This window comes from Streptomyces sp. NPDC002680 (assembly GCF_042889145.1).
Lineage (GTDB): Bacteria > Actinomycetota > Actinomycetes > Streptomycetales > Streptomycetaceae > Streptomyces > Streptomyces adonidis.
The window spans coordinates 1-15,553 of the sequence record NZ_JBIAQP010000017.1; the positions used below are offsets into that span (position 1 = coordinate 1).

Annotated in this window: 14 protein-coding genes; 3 read left to right on the plus strand and 11 right to left on the minus strand. The window is 70.6% G+C overall.

The window, feature by feature from the left end; all coding sequences use genetic code 11:
* From ACFYXF_RS36510 to ACFYXF_RS36535, 6 genes are all read right to left on the minus strand, one after another.
* Window positions 1-557: zinc-binding dehydrogenase (locus ACFYXF_RS36510; protein WP_389356255.1), on the minus strand; the 557-nt coding region annotated here is incomplete at its 3' end.
* A gap of 34 nt (window positions 558-591) precedes the next feature.
* Window positions 592-1,194: an SDR family NAD(P)-dependent oxidoreductase gene (locus tag ACFYXF_RS36515; protein WP_389356256.1), complete on the minus strand. Its 603-nt coding sequence runs from the start codon at window positions 1,192-1,194 to the stop codon at window positions 592-594.
* 25 nt (window positions 1,195-1,219) lie between these two features.
* A complete protein-coding gene (locus tag ACFYXF_RS36520) occupies window positions 1,220-2,230 on the minus strand; it encodes an SGNH/GDSL hydrolase family protein (protein ID WP_389356257.1) in 1,011 nt (336 codons plus the stop codon).
* Between the two features lie 276 nt (window positions 2,231-2,506).
* A complete protein-coding gene (locus ACFYXF_RS36525) occupies window positions 2,507-4,741 on the minus strand; it encodes an MMPL family transporter (protein ID WP_389356258.1) in 2,235 nt (744 codons plus the stop codon).
* Window positions 4,742-4,801: 60 nt separating this feature from the next.
* Entirely contained in the window at window positions 4,802-5,020 is a 219-nt protein-coding gene (locus ACFYXF_RS36530; RefSeq protein WP_389356259.1) for a hypothetical protein, read from the minus strand.
* Between the two features lie 175 nt (window positions 5,021-5,195).
* Window positions 5,196-6,029 carry an SDR family oxidoreductase gene (locus tag ACFYXF_RS36535; protein WP_389356260.1) on the minus strand — a complete coding sequence of 278 codons (834 nt, stop codon included), beginning with the start codon at window positions 6,027-6,029 and terminating at the stop codon, window positions 5,196-5,198.
* Between the two features lie 88 nt (window positions 6,030-6,117).
* On the opposite strand from ACFYXF_RS36535, the gene ACFYXF_RS36540 reads away from it, so the two are divergent.
* A complete protein-coding gene (locus ACFYXF_RS36540; RefSeq protein WP_389356261.1) occupies window positions 6,118-6,783 on the plus strand; it encodes a TetR/AcrR family transcriptional regulator in 666 nt (221 codons plus the stop codon).
* Between the two features lie 25 nt (window positions 6,784-6,808).
* On the opposite strand, the gene ACFYXF_RS36545 is transcribed toward ACFYXF_RS36540, so the two are convergent.
* From ACFYXF_RS36545 to ACFYXF_RS36565, 5 genes are all read right to left on the minus strand, one after another.
* Window positions 6,809-7,231, minus strand: a complete 423-nt coding sequence (locus ACFYXF_RS36545; RefSeq protein WP_389356262.1) for a hypothetical protein — start codon at window positions 7,229-7,231, stop codon at window positions 6,809-6,811.
* A gap of 142 nt (window positions 7,232-7,373) precedes the next feature.
* Complete coding sequence (locus ACFYXF_RS36550; RefSeq protein ID WP_389356263.1) at window positions 7,374-8,714, minus strand: DUF3500 domain-containing protein; 1,341 nt, start codon at window positions 8,712-8,714, stop codon at window positions 7,374-7,376.
* A gap of 202 nt (window positions 8,715-8,916) precedes the next feature.
* Complete coding sequence (locus ACFYXF_RS36555; RefSeq protein ID WP_389356264.1) at window positions 8,917-10,398, minus strand: sensor histidine kinase; 1,482 nt, start codon at window positions 10,396-10,398, stop codon at window positions 8,917-8,919.
* Window positions 10,395-11,135, minus strand: coding sequence for a response regulator transcription factor (locus ACFYXF_RS36560; RefSeq protein ID WP_389356265.1), 741 nt, complete (start codon window positions 11,133-11,135; stop codon window positions 10,395-10,397). Before ACFYXF_RS36560 ends, ACFYXF_RS36555 begins: the two co-directional genes overlap by 4 nt.
* 67 nt (window positions 11,136-11,202) lie before the next feature.
* Complete coding sequence (locus ACFYXF_RS36565) at window positions 11,203-11,616, minus strand: SsgA family sporulation/cell division regulator (RefSeq protein WP_389356266.1); 414 nt, start codon at window positions 11,614-11,616, stop codon at window positions 11,203-11,205.
* 158 nt (window positions 11,617-11,774) lie between these two features.
* Here ACFYXF_RS36565 and ACFYXF_RS36570 point away from each other — a divergent pair, with 158 nt between their 5' ends.
* Together ACFYXF_RS36570 and ACFYXF_RS36575 are read left to right on the plus strand one after the other, a co-directional pair.
* The gene (locus ACFYXF_RS36570) at window positions 11,775-13,487 is read left to right on the plus strand and encodes a sigma-70 family RNA polymerase sigma factor (RefSeq protein ID WP_389356267.1); all 1,713 of its coding nucleotides are present in this window, start codon (window positions 11,775-11,777) and stop codon (window positions 13,485-13,487) included.
* Between the two features lie 195 nt (window positions 13,488-13,682).
* Window positions 13,683-15,395 (plus strand): lysyl oxidase family protein, encoded by a 1,713-nt coding sequence (locus tag ACFYXF_RS36575; protein WP_389356268.1) that lies wholly within the window; start codon window positions 13,683-13,685, stop codon window positions 15,393-15,395.
* The last annotated feature ends 158 nt before the right edge of the window (window positions 15,396-15,553 follow it).

Sequence of the window (15,553 nt, forward strand, 5' to 3'; positions counted from 1 at the left end):
ACGGTGACGTGCTTGACGCCGCGCAGTTTGAGCCAGATGGTGGCGCCGAGTCCGATGGGTCCGGCGCCGAAGACGACGACGGTGTCGTCGGGGGTTGCTTCGGAGCGGTTGACGGCGTGGCGGGCCACGGCCATCGGCTCGTTGAGGGAGGCCACTTCGAAGGGGACGGTGTCGGGGAAGACCGCGACGCTCTTGCCGACCTCGGCGTTCTCGATGAGCAGGTACTCGCTCATCGCGCCGTGCGCCCCGCCGCAGCCGATGATCCCGGTCGGGGCGTCCTGCGGGTTGACGACCACGCGGTCGCCGACCTTCAAGTCCCTGACCTCCGCGCCGAGTTCGACGATCTCGCCGGCCGGCTCGTGTCCCAGGGGGATGGGGCGCATGGAGCCGTCGGCGCCGGGCATGCCGCCGAGGTGGAGGAAGAAGGTGTCGGTGCCGCAGATGCCGCAGGCGCGGATGCGCATCAGGGCGTCCCTGGGCCCGGGGACCGGACGCTCGACGTCGACGACCTCGACCTTGTCCTTCGCGGTGTGCACGGACTTCATCGTGGTGGACATGGGGTAACTCGCTTTCTGCATGAGGGGGTTGGGGTCAGGCGGTCGGTCGGCCGCCGGCGACCGGCAGGACCGTGCCGTTGATGTCGCGGGCGGCGTCCGAGGCCAGGAAGACGATCGCGGCGGCCTGTTCCTCGGGCTCGGGGCCGTCGGCGGCGGGCCCGGTGGTGATCGCGTTGGCCCGTATGCCCTGGTCGCGGTACATGGCGGCAAGCTTCTCGACCAGGTCGGCGATCCGGTGCCGCGACACGGCGCGGGTCTCGGCGGTGGCGAACACGACCGAGCCGCCGCCGTCCGCGAGCAGGTGCGGCAGGGCGGCCATGGTGAGGGGATCCATGCCCCCGGCGTTGTTCACCAGGACGTCGATGCCGCCGAAGGCCTCCAGCGCGGTGGCGACGACCTGCTCCGCGACCCGCTGGTCACCGAGGTCGCCGACGATCGCGAGGGCCGTTCCGCCGCCGTACTCGATCGTCTTCACGACCTGGCGTACGGCGTCCCGGTCGCGGTCGGTGACCAGGACGTGGGCGCCTTCCTCGGCGAACTCCAGTGCCGTGGCCCGGCCGAGGCCGGAACCGGCGGCGGTGACGACGACCCTGCGGCCGTGGAGTTCGCCGGTGCTGCTGCTGTTGTTGTCGCTCATGGGGGGGGGCTCCGTGGGCCGTGGCTTACTTGGGGGCGTCGACGGCGTCGAGCACGGCGTCCGCCATCCCGCGTTCGCCTCGGGCGTTGGGGTGGACGGGGGCCGCCGGGGCGAGCGGGATCATCGGCTCGATCCAGCGGGTCGTACGGTCCGAGCAGGCGTCGCGGCCGACGGAGGGCTTGTACGTGTCGACGTACACCGCACCGGCCGCCGCCGCGCGTTCGCGCAGGGTGGTGTTGAGGGACTGCGCCTCCTTGTGGAGGAAGGGCACGTCGGCCGGGGCGAGGCCCATCTCACGGCCGCAGTCGCCCGCCTCGGCCGGCAGGATCGCCGGGTAGCCGACGACGTACACCTCGGCCTGCGGGGCCCTGCGCTTCACCTCCGCCAGGGCGGTGGCGAGGCGGGTGCCCGCCGTGTCGATCCGCTGCTGTATCTCGTCGGTGCCGTCGGAGACGTACTCCTCGCGGCAGGGCGCGGCGACGCCCGTGTACTTGCCGCTGCCCATCGCGTAGTAGAGGACCCCCGACTTCACGCACTGCTTGATCAGCGAGCTGAAGCCGATGTCGTTGCCGCCGATGCCGATCGTGACCAGGCGGGTCTCGTCCGACAGGGCGGAGAGCTGGGCGCGGTTGACGCCGTTGTCGGTGGACTGGGGGGAGGTGAGGTCCGCGATGGTGGCGCCGGTGCAGCTCATGTCGCGGAAGTCGGCCGGTTTCAGGGCCAGTTGCTCGGCCACGAGGGAGGGGTAGTTGCGGTCGGAACGGTCGCAGCCCGCGGGGGTGGAGTCGGCCTGCGAGGGGATGTTCGGGCCGGAGGTGTAGGAGTCGCCGAGGGCGACGTACGGGCCGTTCTCCGGGGAAGTCGGTGTAGTCGGTGAAGTCGTGGAGATCGTGGGGGAGTTGGTCGCCGGGGTCTTCTGGTGGGTGACCGCCACCGGCGTCTTGTCGTGGTCGTCGTCGTTGCCGAGGGTCACCGCGGCGAGGAAAACGCCGCCTGCCGCCAGAGTGGCGAGGCCTGCCATCGTGGGGGTCTTCATGGGGGTGCCGTCCTGCTTCCGTCTCAGTGGTCCGGGCCGTTGCGGTGCTTCTTGTCGGTTGCCGGCGGGCCGTGGACTGCGGCTGCGGGCCGATGAGCGGTGACACAGGCGGTGTTGTGCCTCGGGAGGTCGTCTCGGGGTGGGGGTGTCCTCGGGGCCGGCGGCGGACGGGGGGAGTTGTCCGCCGCCGGCCCCGGGACGTGCGCGCCGTTCCCCGTCCCCACGGGTCCGGCGCTGGGGCCGCCTCTGGCTACGGAGGCGGCCCCGGTACGGGGGTCAGTCCCGGTCGGGTACGAGCACCGGGGTCGGACCGGGCGGCGGAACCGGCGTGGGTGCCGTGGCCGTCGCCGGGGTGGCGTGGTGCGTGAGCGCCTCGCCCTCCACGTCGACCTTGGGGAGGACGCGGTCGAGCCAGCGGGGCATCCACCAGGCGGCCTTGCCGAGCAGGGCCAGTACGGCGGGGACCAGCGCCATCCGGACGATGAAGGCGTCGAACAGGACCGCGATGGCGAGCCCGAAGCCGATCATCTTGATCATCGACTCGCCGGCTCCGATGAACCCGGAGAAGACGGCCATCATGATCAGCGCGGCGGCGACCACGACCCGGGCGCTGTACCGGAACCCGGTCTCGATCGCCTGCTTGGGCTCGTCCCCGTGGACGTATGCCTCCCGCATCCGGGCGACCAGGAACACCTCGTAGTCCATGGCCAGTCCGAAGACGATGCCCACCAGGAAGATCGGCATCATGCTCATGATCGGGCCGGTCGTCTCGACGCCGAGGAGCGAGGCGCCCCAGCCCCACTGGAAGACCGCGACGACGGAACCGAGTGCGGCCATGACCGAGAGGAGGAAGCCGAGGGCCGCCTTGATCGGTACCAGGATCGAGCGGAAGACCAGGAGCAGGAGCAGGATCGCCAGGCCCACGACCACGATCAGATAGGGGATCAGGGCGCCCTGGGTCTTCTCCGCGACGTCGATGTTGAGGGCGGTGGTGCCGGTGACCTCGAACTCGGCGCCGGTGGCCCCTTCCGTGGCCGGGCGTTCGGACCTGATCGTCTTGACGAGGTCCTGGGTCTTCTTGTCGGTGGGCGAGGTGGCCGGGACCGCGGTGAACATCGCCGTGTCACCGGCGCTGTTGAAGCGGGCGGGGGAGACGGAGACCACGCCGTCCGTGGCGGCGATCTTCTTCTCGATCGTGGCGACGGCGGCCTTGGGGTCGCTCGCCCCCTTGGCGTCCACGACCATCATCAGCGGACCGTTGAAGCCGGGGCCGAAGCCGTCGGCGAGGGCGTCGTAGGCGCGGCGTTCGGTGGTGGAGGTGGGCTTGGCCTCGTCGCCGGGCATGCCCAGCTGGAGGTCCATCACGGGTATCGCGAGGGTGCCGAGACCGGCGACGGCCGCGATGAGTACGGGGACCGGGCGGCGCAGGACGAACCGGGCCCAGCGGCTGCCGCCGTTGTTCCGGGTGTCCTCCTTGGCGTGGCCGCGCTTGCGGGTCTTGCGGGACAGGACGGCGTTCGGCCAGAAACCGAGGATCGCCGGGACGAGCGTGAGGGCGATCAGGACACCGACGACGACCGCGCCGGCCGCCGCGAGGCCCATCTTCGTCAGCATCGGGATGCCGACGACGGACAGTCCGGCGAGGGCGATGACGACGGTCAGGCCGGCGAAGACGACCGCCGAACCGGCGGTACCGGTGGCGAGGGCGGCGGCTTCCTGAGGCGTGTGCCCCTTGCCGCGCTCCTCCCGGTAGCGGGAGACGATGAACAGGGCGTAGTCGATACCGCAGGCCAGGCCCAGCATGGTGGCGAGGGTGCCGGTCGTCTCCGACAGGCCGAAGGTGCTGGCCACGGCCATGATCCCGGCCATGCTGATGCCGACGCCGAGGATGGCGGTGAGGAGGGGGAGGCCGGCGGCGGCCATCGAGCCGAAGGTGATGAGGAGGACGACGGCGGCTATCGCGATGCCGATCGCCTCGGCCGCGCCGCCCGCGGACGGCTGGGTGGCGAGGGCGTCCCCGCCGACCTCGACGGTCATCCCGGAGGCCCGGGCCGTGTCGATGGCGTGTTCGAGGGAGGACTTGGCGGCGTCGGTGAGGTCGTCCGCCTTCTCCTTGAAGGTGACGGTGGCGTACGCGGTGGTGGCGTCCTTGCTCACCGCGTCGGCCTGGAAGGGGCTCACGGCGGACGCGACCTGGGCGCCCTTGCCCGCGTCGGTCACCAGCTTCTGGATCACCGCGCGGTTCTCGGTGGCGGTGACCTTCTCACCGTCCGGCGCGATGAACACGATCCGGGCGCTCGCGCCGTCGGCGGCGGCCCCCGGGAAGCGCTGTTCCATGAGGTCGAACGCCTTCTGGGACTCGATCCCAGGCATGCTGTTCTGATCGTCGGGGGCGGCGGGCGCCGACGCGGCGCCGAAGCCGACGGCGGCCAGTACGGCCACCCATAGGAGGAGGAAGGACCACCGTCGGCGAAAGGCCAGACGGCCGAGTTTGTACAGGAAGGTAGCCACGGGCAGGGGTCTCCAGGATCTGCGGAACGGGCAGAGGGGAAGTCTCGTTTTCGGAAGGGGTCAGATCCGCTGGCGGTGCGACCCACGCCCCTGCTGTCCCTGCTGCTGCCCGCGGCCCTTGAAGAGGCTGACGCCCGCTCCGAGCGAGACGACCCCCATGCCGACCCCGGTCATGACGCCCTGCGTACCGTCGACGACGAACGGCGCGACGGCCGCGACGACGAGGTTGAACAGGAACAGGAACCAGAGGACCGGCTTGGAGGCGAGCAGGGACTTCATGGGGTTTCCTTCCAGGTGGGGCCCAGAAAGGGCCTGATGGGGAGCCGTTTGCTTCCGAGATCAACGATCCCGGGAACGGCTCTCCACCACGAGGGAGTGCTCTCCCGAACCGGAGGTGTAGCCCGCTACACCTTCTGCCCCTGCCTCTGCTGCTCCAGTTCTCCCCGTCCCTGCCTCAGGCGGAGAGCTTGACCCGTCCCGCCCGTACGGCCGCCACCGAGCCGCCGTCGACGAGGAGGTCGGTGCCGGTGACGAAGGACGCCGTCGGGCCGAGCAGGAACGCGACGCCGTCGGCGATGTCGTCGGGGGTGCCGAGGCGCCCGGTGCCGGACGCCTCGACCATGGCGCGCATCCGGGCACCGGACTCCCCGTCCAGCTCCTGCTGTCCCATCGGCGTCGAAATCACGCCCGGGCTGAGGGAGTTGACCCGCGCGCCCTGCCTGCCCCACTCCACGCTGGCCGCCCGTACGCGCAGGATGTTGGCCTGCTTGGAGAAGCCGTAGGCGCGGCCCGGGTCGGGGTTGGCGTCCGGGGTGGCGAAGGGCAGGTCGAGCAGCTCGTCGGCGGGTGTGTTGGTGAGCGCCTCCTCCTGTGCGGGGGTCAGCGGCGGCATCATGTGCGCCGACATGCTGGAGATCACGACGCCGGCTCCGCCCGGGGCGATGACCTGCCCGAACTCCTCCAGCACCAGGGCGACGCCCAGCAGGTCGACGGCGAGGATCGCGGCGGAGGGCGCCTGGGCCGGGGAGAGTCCGGCGGTGTGGACGACCTGGGTGACATTGCCGAGGCCGGCCGCCGTCTCGGCCAGGGCGGCGACGGACTCGCGCGAGGAGACGTCGACCTTGCGGGTGTGGACGGCGTGACCGTCGCCGCGCAGGGTGTCGGCGAGGGACTTCAGGAGGGCCTCGTTGAAGTCGGCGAGCAGCACGACCTTGCCCGGACCCTGTCGGCGCGCGACCGCCTGTCCCATACCTCCGACACCGATCACAACCAGTACATCCATGCTCATGGCGGCCCGTCCTCGTTCCAGGATTTTATTACGAGACAAGTTGTCTCGTAATAAACGGAGCATACGACCCGCGCCCTACGCTGGGAACATGCGCGAGGGGAGAATGCCGAGGACGCGGGATGCGGGCGATTCGCGGGACGCGGGGGATCCGGGAGAGGAGCGCCGGGGCCGGCCGCGCAGCACGGCCACCCACCAGGCGATCCTCAAGGCGACCCGTGACCTGCTGATCGAGGGCGGCTACGCCCGCCTCACCATGGACCGCGTGGCCTCAAGGGCGGGCGTGGGCAAACAGACGGTGTACCGCCGCTGGCCCTCGAAGGCCCCCCTGGTCGGCGAGGCGGTCATCCAGGGCTACCTGTCCACGGCCACCGACGGCACGGCCTCCCCGCTCGACACCGGCGACCTCGACCACGACCTGCGCACCTGGCTGCACATCACGGTCACGGCCATGGCCGACCCCGAGTACGGAGCCCTGGTCCGCGCCCTGACGGTCGCCTCGGCCGAGAACCCGGCCGACGCGGAGTCCCTCTACCAACAGCTCGCGGGCCCCGGCCAGGAGGCCCTGGTCCACCGACTCCGGTCGGCGGTGAAGGCGGGCCGGATCCGCCCGGACGCCGACCTGGAGGCGGTAGCGGACGCGTTCATGGGAACCCTGCTCCACCAGATCCTGCTGGGCGGTTCGGGGTTGTCCGCACGGCGGGTGGAGGGGCTGCTGGATGTGGTGATGGCGGGACTGCGAAAGGAAGGTTCCTGAAGTCCCGTCCGCCTTCCCTCTCCCCTCACAACTGCCGGCGCCACCAGGGCTGGTCGGGATGATCGGCCCGAAGGATCCGGGCCCGGTCCAGGATGACGCGGTCCAACGCCCGTACGAGTGCGCGCAGTTCGCGGGCGCTCTTCCCGGGCAGGGCGTGGATCACCGCTTCGAGGTGGTCGCGGAAGTACCCCGGGCAGCACCCGCATCCGGGGAGGCCGCACGCTTGCGCCGGAAACGGCTCCGCGAACCGGCGCATCGGCCCGTACGCCAGAAGCCTCCACTGGGAGAAGGCGTCGGCCGTGGACTCGTACCAGCGGCGGCTCAGTTCGAGCCGGCGGATGTCGGCGGTGCAGGAAGCGGAGAGTCGGTCGATGGAGGCGTACCGCCGCCAGGGCTGTCTCCGTACGGGAATCTCGCCCCGCAGGGCGGACGGGCGCCTACGCGGCACTGGCCTTTCGGCTGTCGGTCATGGCAAGGAACGTACAGGGAGAGGGAGTTGGGCACCACGGAATTGCGAGGGCCGCACCCGTGAGGATCCATGGGTGCGGCCCGTGCGATGACAGAGAAACCTGGTGACAGACAGAGAGACCTCAGTGGTGGTGAGGTGATGTCAGGTAGTGCTGCCTGAGGAGCTCCTTTCCGTAGTCGTTGCCGTTCGGGGTGCGGATGATCGAGTGGACGTGCTTCTGTGTCGCCCCGTCGCCCTGCTTCGCGCCGTACGCGCCCGCCAGTGGGCCCGGGGCCTGGCAGTCGACCTCGACCCAGACAACAGGGCTGTGGACGCGGACGTAGAAGGCGGCGTCGTCGGCGGTGCCGCCCGCCCAGGTGACGTACGTGTCGGAGAGGTGCTTGCTCACCTCCGACATCCGCACCTTCGCCGCGTCGGCCTTCGCGCGGCCGACGAACGCCTCGACTATGCCGAGGAGTTTCTTCCGCTGGGCGGAGGTGAGCGCGTTGCCGCGCAGGCCCGTGTACTCCTGGACCGTGTTGTCGGCGAACGCGCCCGCCTTCATCGACTCGTTCGACTTCGTCGTCGACTCGATCGCGACCGATTGCTGCGCTGCCGTCAGGGAGTTGATGAAGGCCAGGCTCGCCACGACCTCCTCGTGGCAGACCGTCACCGTCTCGCCGTCGATCTCCATGGACGTCGGTTCCGAGCCCCAGAAGCAGGGGCTCATGACGACCTGGTCGCGGAGGACGAAGTAGTTGACGACCAGGTGGTGGCCGTCGAACTGGAAGCCCCAGGGTTCGGTCGCCGACGGGGTGCCCATCACCGTCCAGTAGTAGGCGTCCTCGTTGAAGGCCGTCGTGTTGTTGATCGCCTCGCCCGCCGCCTGGTTGATCCTGCGGATCTTCTCCGTGGTCTCCAGGCCGTCCGCGCTCAGGGCTGCCTGCAACAGGGCTGTGCCCAGCGTCTTTTGAGCATCCGTCAGGTCCGCCAGCGAGACGCCCTGGCGTTCGTACGAGTCGATGTTGCTCCACATCCGCCACTCCGTGGAGTGGACCGTGAACTGTGTCGACGTCTTCTGGGTGTCCGTGAGCCCGGCCAGGAAGGCGTTCGCGGCGGTGATGACCGGGGCGGTGGCCACCTTCGTCGAGTGGATCGTGAACAGGTCGTCCACTCGTTTGCCGTCGGTCGTCAGGCCGAAGAAGTCCTCGGTGATCGTCATGTTGCCGGGGCCGCCACCGGCACCGCCGCCCGGGCCGCCGCTCGGGGCCCCGCTGGGTGACGCCGAGGCGTCCGCTGTCGCCGTGCCCGTCGTCTCGTCCGCGAGGGCGGTCCAGGCACCGGCCCCGCCCATCGTCGCCACGGCCGTGGCACCGCTGGCGAAGAACACCTTGCGCATGAAGTTGCGCCGGTTCGCGAGTGCGTGACCTGCGGTCCCCGGTGCTCCCGACTCCTCCGGCTGCCCGGTCTCGTGCTCGCTCATCGCACTGGTTCCCTTCGTCGTGGCCGCGTCCCCGATGACCGGCCGGCCGCACGTCGACAACCCTGGTCCAGCCAACTGAGGCAGGGCTGAAACAGACCCCGCGCGGGGGTCGGAAAGGGCGCGATGGATGTCGTACGCACCGGCTCTGAACTGGCTTTCTGTGGACACCCTTAGCGTTTGCGCTACCTGAGGGTGAGGAGGCTCAGGCGTTGCCCTCGGCCGGCAGCGTCACCGTGAACTCCGTACGGCCCGGTTCGCTCCGTACGTCGATCCGGCCGCCGTGCGCCCGCGTGATCGCCGTCGCGATGGCCAGCCCGAGGCCCGAGCCGCCGCCCTCACCGTCACCGCCGGCGCGGGAGCGGGACGCGTCGGCGCGGGTGAAGCGTTCGAAGACCGTCGGGAGGAGGGCGGGCGGGATGCCGGGGCCGTCGTCGCGGACCCGGATCACCCGGTCGGTGCCGGTGGCCTCCACGACGACCGTGACCTTCGTGCCGGCGGGCGTGTGCACGCGCGCGTTGGCCAGCAGATTGGCCACCACCTGGTGGAGCCGTGCCGCGTCGCCCACGACCGTCGCGGGGGTCGCCGGGCCGTCGAGCCGCAGCGCAAGCTGCCAGTCGTGGTCGGCGCCCGCCGCCCGCGCGTCCCACACCGCCTCGGCGACCAGCGTCGCCAGGTTCACGGGTGCCGACCGCAACGGCCGCCCCTCGTCCAGCCGGGCGAGCAGCAGCAGATCCTCCACCAGCCCGGTCATCCGCGCCGACTGCGCCGACACCCGCCGCCAGGCAAGGTCCGGCTCCAGGCCCCGCACCTCCTCGTCGCTGCTCATGAGCTCTGCGTATCCGGCGATCGACGCGAGCGGGGTACGGAGTTCATGGCTGGCGTCGGCCAGGAAGCGCCGCATCCGCACCTCGCCGCGCTGCCGTTCCGCGAGCGACGACTCGACGTGGTCGATCATGCGGTTGAGGGCCGCGCCGACCTGCCCGGGCTCGGTCCCGGGGTCGGTGTCGGCCGCGGGCACCCGGGTCAGCGCGGCCACCTCGCCCCGGTCCAGCGGCACCCGCGAGACCTCGACCGCCGTGGCGGCGACCCGGTCAAGGGGCCGCAGCCGGCGCCGTATGACCACCGCCGAGACACACCCCGCCACCCCGAGACTGACGACGGCGATGGCCGCCTCGACCACCACCAGCCGGTTGATCATGTCCTGTACGTCGCCCATGGGCAGCCCCGCCAGGACGGGCACGCCGTCGCCGCCGATGGCCGTGACGCGGTAGGTGCCGAGGCCCGGGATCGTACGGGTGTGCAGGGTTCCGTCCGCCGTGATGCCGTCGAGGGCGGACCGCTGGGCGGCGGTGAGAGTGCGCTGGAGTCCGTCGGCGGTGACGACCTCGGCCGCGATCACCCCGCCGTCCGTGTCCCCGCCGGCGAAACGCGCGGCGAGCGTACCGGCGGGCTGGCCGCGCTCGTTGAGGAAGCCCAGGTCGGTCGCGCCACCCGTCCGGCGCTGAAGTCCGCCCTGGCTGCGATTGGCCGCGTCCGTGACACGCTGGTCCAAGTCGCCCAGCAGATAGGCGCGTTGGACGAGGACCGTGGCGAGCGCCATCACCGTGCAGACGACCACGAGGGTGCCCGAGATGAACAGCACCAGGCCGGTCCGCAGCGACCGTCGTACTCGGAGACGTGTCAACTGCCGTTCTCCGGAGCCCTGATGGTGTACCCGGCCCCGCGCACCGTGTGGATCATCGGCGCCCGGCCCTTGTCGAGCTTCGCGCGCAGACCGTAGATGTAGACCTCGACGAGATTGCCCTCGCCGTCGAAGGAACTGTTCCAGACGTGGTCGAGGAGCTGGGCCTTGCTGAGCACCTGACGCGGATGTTCCATCAGGAAGCGGAGCAGGTCGAACTCCTTCGCCGTGAGCGGGATCCGGACCCCGCCGCGCTGCACCTCACGCGTCTTCTCGCCCAGCACGAGATCGCCGAGCATCCGCACGGACTCGTCCTCGGCCGCCTCCTCCGCGCCGCTCCGGCGCAGCAGTCCGCGCAGCCGCAGCATGACCTCTTCGAGGGAGAAGGGCTTGGTGACGTAGTCGTCCGCGCCCGCCGTCAGACCGTCGATGCGGTGTTCGAGGGCGTCCCGGGCGGTGAGCATGAGCACGGGCAGTCCGGCGTGCTCCTGTCGCAGCCTGCGCAGCACCTGGAGCCCGTCCACGTCGGGCAGCATCCCGTCCAGCACGACGGCATGCGGGGCGCAGCCGCGCGCGATCCGCAGCGCACTGTGCCCGTCCGCCGCGAGAAACGGCTGCCAGCCCGCTCCGGTCACGGCCACGGACAGCAACTCGGTCAGCTCCGGCTCGTCGTCGACGATCAGCACACGTACGGCGCCTTCGGGGGCCACGGCCTTGGGGGTGTCAGTCGTGCCAGACATGTGCCGAGCATTCCTGAGCGGGCTGTGTGCAGGCTGTGCGTGAACTGAGTGGCCGGCTGCGTGGGGTTCAGACCCCGCCGAGCAGCAGGGCGAGTCCGCGTTCGACCTCCGACGCCAGGTCCTCCATGCCCGGCGCGACCACGCCGTACGAGCGGTTGAGGAAGCGCTGGAGCTGTGCCGTACGGAAGCGGACCACGGCCAGTCCGTACGGCGAGTGGAGTTCCACGACCGTGCGCGTCGGCCCGCACGGCCACAGGTGGACCTCGCCTATCCCGGCCGGGTGTTCGAGTCCCTCCGCCAGAAGTGCCCGGGAGAAGGTCCAGGTCACCGCTTCCCCGTCGACCGAGACATCGACGGGGAAGTCGATGTGGACGGCGAGCGGGTCGGCGGAGTCGTAGCGCAGGGTGACGGTGAGGGGGAGCTCCTGGTAGCCAGGAGTGATCAGACGGGCGCGGGCGGAGTGTTCCAGGGTTCTGTACATGCCTGCTCGACCTAGTGGGGGGTCGGGGTATTACGCCGTTTTGGAAGTCACCTCATGTGACGTGTGTCACTTCCTGTAATTACTTGAGATTTTTGTCATCTAGCCTTACAAACTCATCCCCACTACCCCATCCGCAGGTAACTGGAGCGTTCCTGCCCATGATTGACGACACGGCTACGGCCGCCGCCACCGACACCGCTGCCTACGCCCGTATCTACGAGGAACAGCAGCCGCGTCTCGTTGCGTACGCACGTTCGCTCACGAAGAGCAGCTGGGCCGCGGAAGACCTGGTCGCCGAGGCGCACTTCCGTGTGTGGCGACGCCTGTCGTCGGGGCACGAGATCGACAACGTGCCCGCGTACCTGATGACGACGGTCCGGCACCTGGCGGCGACCGCGGGCAGCAACTCGGCGCGCGAGACCCCGCAGGATCCGCAGGACCGGCAGGAGCGGTCGGAACGGGTCGTCGCCCAGAGCCGGCACGTGGACGACCCCGCCGAACAGGTCTCGTCCGTCGACCTGTTGGTGCGGGTGCTCAGCCAGCTCCCCGACCGCTGGGTCAAGGCTCTGTGGCTCGCGGAGGCGGAGGGCCAGCCCCTGGCGGCGATCGGCCCCCAGATAGGCACCGGCATCAAGGAGGGCGCCACCGCGGTACTCCTCCACCGCGCCCGCGAGGGCATGCGCCAGGCCTTCCTGCGCGAGCAGCCCGGCGTCCCCAGCAGCACGGCCTGCGAGCCGTACTGGGTCCGCATGCCCGCGTATGTCCGCGGCACCGCGACCCGCCGCCAGTCCGACCAGCTCCTCGCCCACGCGGACACCTGCGACGACTGCCGCCACCGGCTCGCTTTGCTGATGCGCACGAACGACCGGCTGCCCGCGCTCGTCGGCCCGGCCCTGCTGGTGCTCGTGGTGGGCGGTACGGGGAAGTACCTGCTGTCGTTCGCGGCGGGCTCCGCCGGCGCGTCGACCGCGCTGTCCGTCGTGGCCGGTCAGGGTGGTGGGGTGCTGCACGCGGTACGTCATGCCGTGGCCGGCGGTTCGAAGGTGCCCAAGGCGATCGCGGTGAGCGCGGGGGCGGCGGCAGCGGCCGTCGCGGTCACCCTCGCGCTGACCTCCCCACAGGTCCAGCTCCAGGAACGGTCCAGGATCCCGCTGGCGGACAAGCCCTTGTCACCGGCACCGGTGGCGGGGGTCCCGGCGACGGTGCCCTTGCCGTTGAAGGCGGCTCCGGTGACCGTGCCGGCCCCGGAGCGGGTGGCCGAGGCGGTTCGGGAGGGGGTGCGGGCCGCTTCGGTGGTCACGGTGACTCCGGTGACGGTGGTTGCTGCGGTGCCTCGGGGGAGCGGTACGGGGGTTGACACGCCCGGTGTTCCTACGGCTCCGAGTGAGCCCAGTACTCCGAGCGCGCCCACGACTCCGAGTGAGCCGAGTGCGCCGGTCGAGCCTGTGCCGGAACCGCCTGTCGTGGAACCCGAGCCCGAGCCGCAGCCTGCGCAGCCGGAACCTCCGGTCGAGGAGCCGGAGCCGCCGGTGAGCGAGGAGCCTGAGGCTCCGGACGTTCCGGTGTATGCGCCGCCGGAGACGCCGGTGGTGGAACCTCCAGTGGTGGAACCTCCGGTGGAGGAGACGCCGGTGGTGGAACCCCCGGTGGAGGAACCCCCGGTGGTGGAGACCCCGGAGCCGCCGGTCACCGAGACGCCGGAACCGCCAGTCACCGAGACGCCGGAACCGCCAGTCACTGAGACCCCGGAGGTTCCGGTCCCGGACCCCGATCCTGTGGTCCCGGTCCCGGACCCGGATCCGGTCACCCCAACTCCCGTGGATCCCGGCCCTGTTGAGGAGACCCCGGTTCCTGACCCCGGGCCCTGCTGACCGGGCGGTCGGGGAGCCGCATTCGGCTGAAGTTTTCCTCGCCAGGCAACCTGGGCAGCGCTTCTCCTGTCTCACAGGTTGCTCACAGACATGGCCTGGGCGCGTGGGGTGCGTCCGTACGTAGGTCGGCCGGTCGTGGGCTGTGTCCAGCCCGGTGCCACTTGACCATGGCACCGGCAGACAGACGAGGAACCGATGACCACTCAGCAGGACAGCATTACCAAGACCAACAAACGGATGAAGCACTCGGCGCTGGCGGCGGGGGCCGCGCTGGCCGTCGTCGTGTCGGTGGCCGGGGCGGCGCCCGGCGCCGGTGCGGCTCCGAGTGCCGCGCCCACGAAGCCGAAGCTCAGACTCGTCGCCGCGACGGACTCCGTGACGGCCCAGCGCTGGCAGGGGGAACCCGGCGTCTACCTCGACCTCGGCACGTACGTCACGGTGGACGACGTACCGCTGGAGTTCAAGGTGACCCGCAAGTCGTACAAGGACCCGGTGGTCGCCGAGCAGATCATCCGCAAGGGCGGCAAGGTGCAGGCGAAGCGGCTGCCCGCCGGCATGGTGAAGGACTTCGAGGGCCTGCCGGGCTTCCTGGAGGTGTCGTTCCGGGACGCGGCCGGGAAGGAGGTCGCGAAGAACAAGGGCACGTTCTGCCCGAACAACGCCTCCGGACGTATCCGCCCGGACGCACCGGCGACCTCGCACTTCCCGGAGAGCTGCTCCAGCAACCCGTTCACGCTGGGCGGGGTGTGGGGAGTGGAGAAGGGCTGGGCCGCCAACGCCGGCTCGATCGACTACGAGAAGCCGGTGGATCTGCCGGTGGGCGAGTACACGGCGAAGGTGTCGATCGGGAAGGCGTACCGCGACCTGTTCGGCATGCCCGATGACCAGCCGACCATCAAGGTGTCGGTAGTGCCCGAGGGCCAGGACGGCGGAGGCGGCGGAGTCGGCCTGACCGCGCGTTCCTCCGCCCACCACGCCGGAGGCCATGACAGTCATGGGACCCAGGGGGCGGCCCCGCTCGCGTCCTCGCACCACTACGGCCCGCGCGGCGCGGACGCGCCCACCATCCCGGCCTTCCCGAACGCGCTCGTCGACCGGGGTACGGCACACCACCTGGGCGACGGTCCGGGCCACACCGACGGTTCGCGTGTCGCGCCCGCGCTGAAGGCCGCCGCCAAGCGGCCCACGGGCAGGGCGGGCGTACCGGCCAACGTGCCCAAGCCGGACCTGCGTTCACTGCCGGCGTGGGACATCGCCATCACGGACGGCGAGGACGGTGACGTAGCAGGCAAGGACTACCTGGCGTTCAGCGCGAACGTGTGGAACGCGGGCCCCGCGCCCCTGGTGGTGGACGGCTTCCGCCAGCGGGGCAAGGACCTGATGGACGCCTACCAGTACTTCTACGACGCGAACGGCAAGCAGGTCGGCTACACGCCGACCGGCACCATGGAGTGGGACCCCCGGGCCGGCCACGAGCACTGGCACTTCACGGACTTCGCGAGCTACCGCCTGCTGAGCGCCGACCAGACCAAGGAGGTGCGCAGCGGCAAGGAGGCGTTCTGCCTGGCCAACACCGACGCGATCGACTACACGGTGAAGAACGCCAACTGGCACCCGTACAACACGGATCTGTCGACGGCGTGCGGCGAGAAGAACTCCCTCTCGGTACGTGAGGTCCTGGACGTCGGCTCCGGCGACACGTACACCCAGTACCGCCCGGGCCAGTCCTTCGACATCACCGGCCTGCCGAACGGCACGTACTACATCCAGGTCATCGCCAACCCGGAGAAGCGCCTCCAGGAGACCAACCTCAACAACAACGTCGCCCTGCGCAAGGTGATCCTCGGCGGCACGGAGGGCGCGCGGACGGTGACGGTACCGCCGCACGACCTGATCGACGTCAAGTAACCCGAACCTGGCGTGTGTTGCACCCCCGAGGGGGAGAACAGCCCCTCGGGGGTGCAGCCAGCTACACCCCCGATCGGGTGGGTCGCTCCATGGTTCGGCCGCCGGGGCAACGGCATTGTTGACCTCAACGAACCGAAGCCCCGCGAAAGGAACCAGGG

Bases quoted from the DNA above. Each gene is read 5' to 3' on its own strand.
- ACFYXF_RS36515 (WP_389356256.1), bottom strand. From the start codon at position 1,194: ATGAGCGACAACAACAGCAGCAGCACCGGCGAACTCCACGGCCGCAGG.
- ACFYXF_RS36520 (WP_389356257.1), bottom strand. From the start codon at position 2,230: ATGAAGACCCCCACGATGGCAGGCCTCGCCACTCTGGCGGCAGGCGGC.
- ACFYXF_RS36530 (WP_389356259.1), bottom strand. From the start codon at position 5,020: ATGAAGTCCCTGCTCGCCTCCAAGCCGGTCCTCTGGTTCCTGTTCCTG.
- ACFYXF_RS36535 (WP_389356260.1), bottom strand. From the start codon at position 6,029: ATGAGCATGGATGTACTGGTTGTGATCGGTGTCGGAGGTATGGGACAG.
- ACFYXF_RS36540 (WP_389356261.1), top strand. From the start codon at position 6,118: ATGCGCGAGGGGAGAATGCCGAGGACGCGGGATGCGGGCGATTCGCGG.
- ACFYXF_RS36550 (WP_389356263.1), bottom strand. From the start codon at position 8,714: ATGAGCGAGCACGAGACCGGGCAGCCGGAGGAGTCGGGAGCACCGGGG.
- ACFYXF_RS36560 (WP_389356265.1), bottom strand. From the start codon at position 11,135: ATGTCTGGCACGACTGACACCCCCAAGGCCGTGGCCCCCGAAGGCGCC.
- ACFYXF_RS36565 (WP_389356266.1), bottom strand. From the start codon at position 11,616: ATGTACAGAACCCTGGAACACTCCGCCCGCGCCCGTCTGATCACTCCT.
- ACFYXF_RS36570 (WP_389356267.1), top strand. From the start codon at position 11,775: ATGATTGACGACACGGCTACGGCCGCCGCCACCGACACCGCTGCCTAC.
- ACFYXF_RS36575 (WP_389356268.1), top strand. From the start codon at position 13,683: ATGACCACTCAGCAGGACAGCATTACCAAGACCAACAAACGGATGAAG.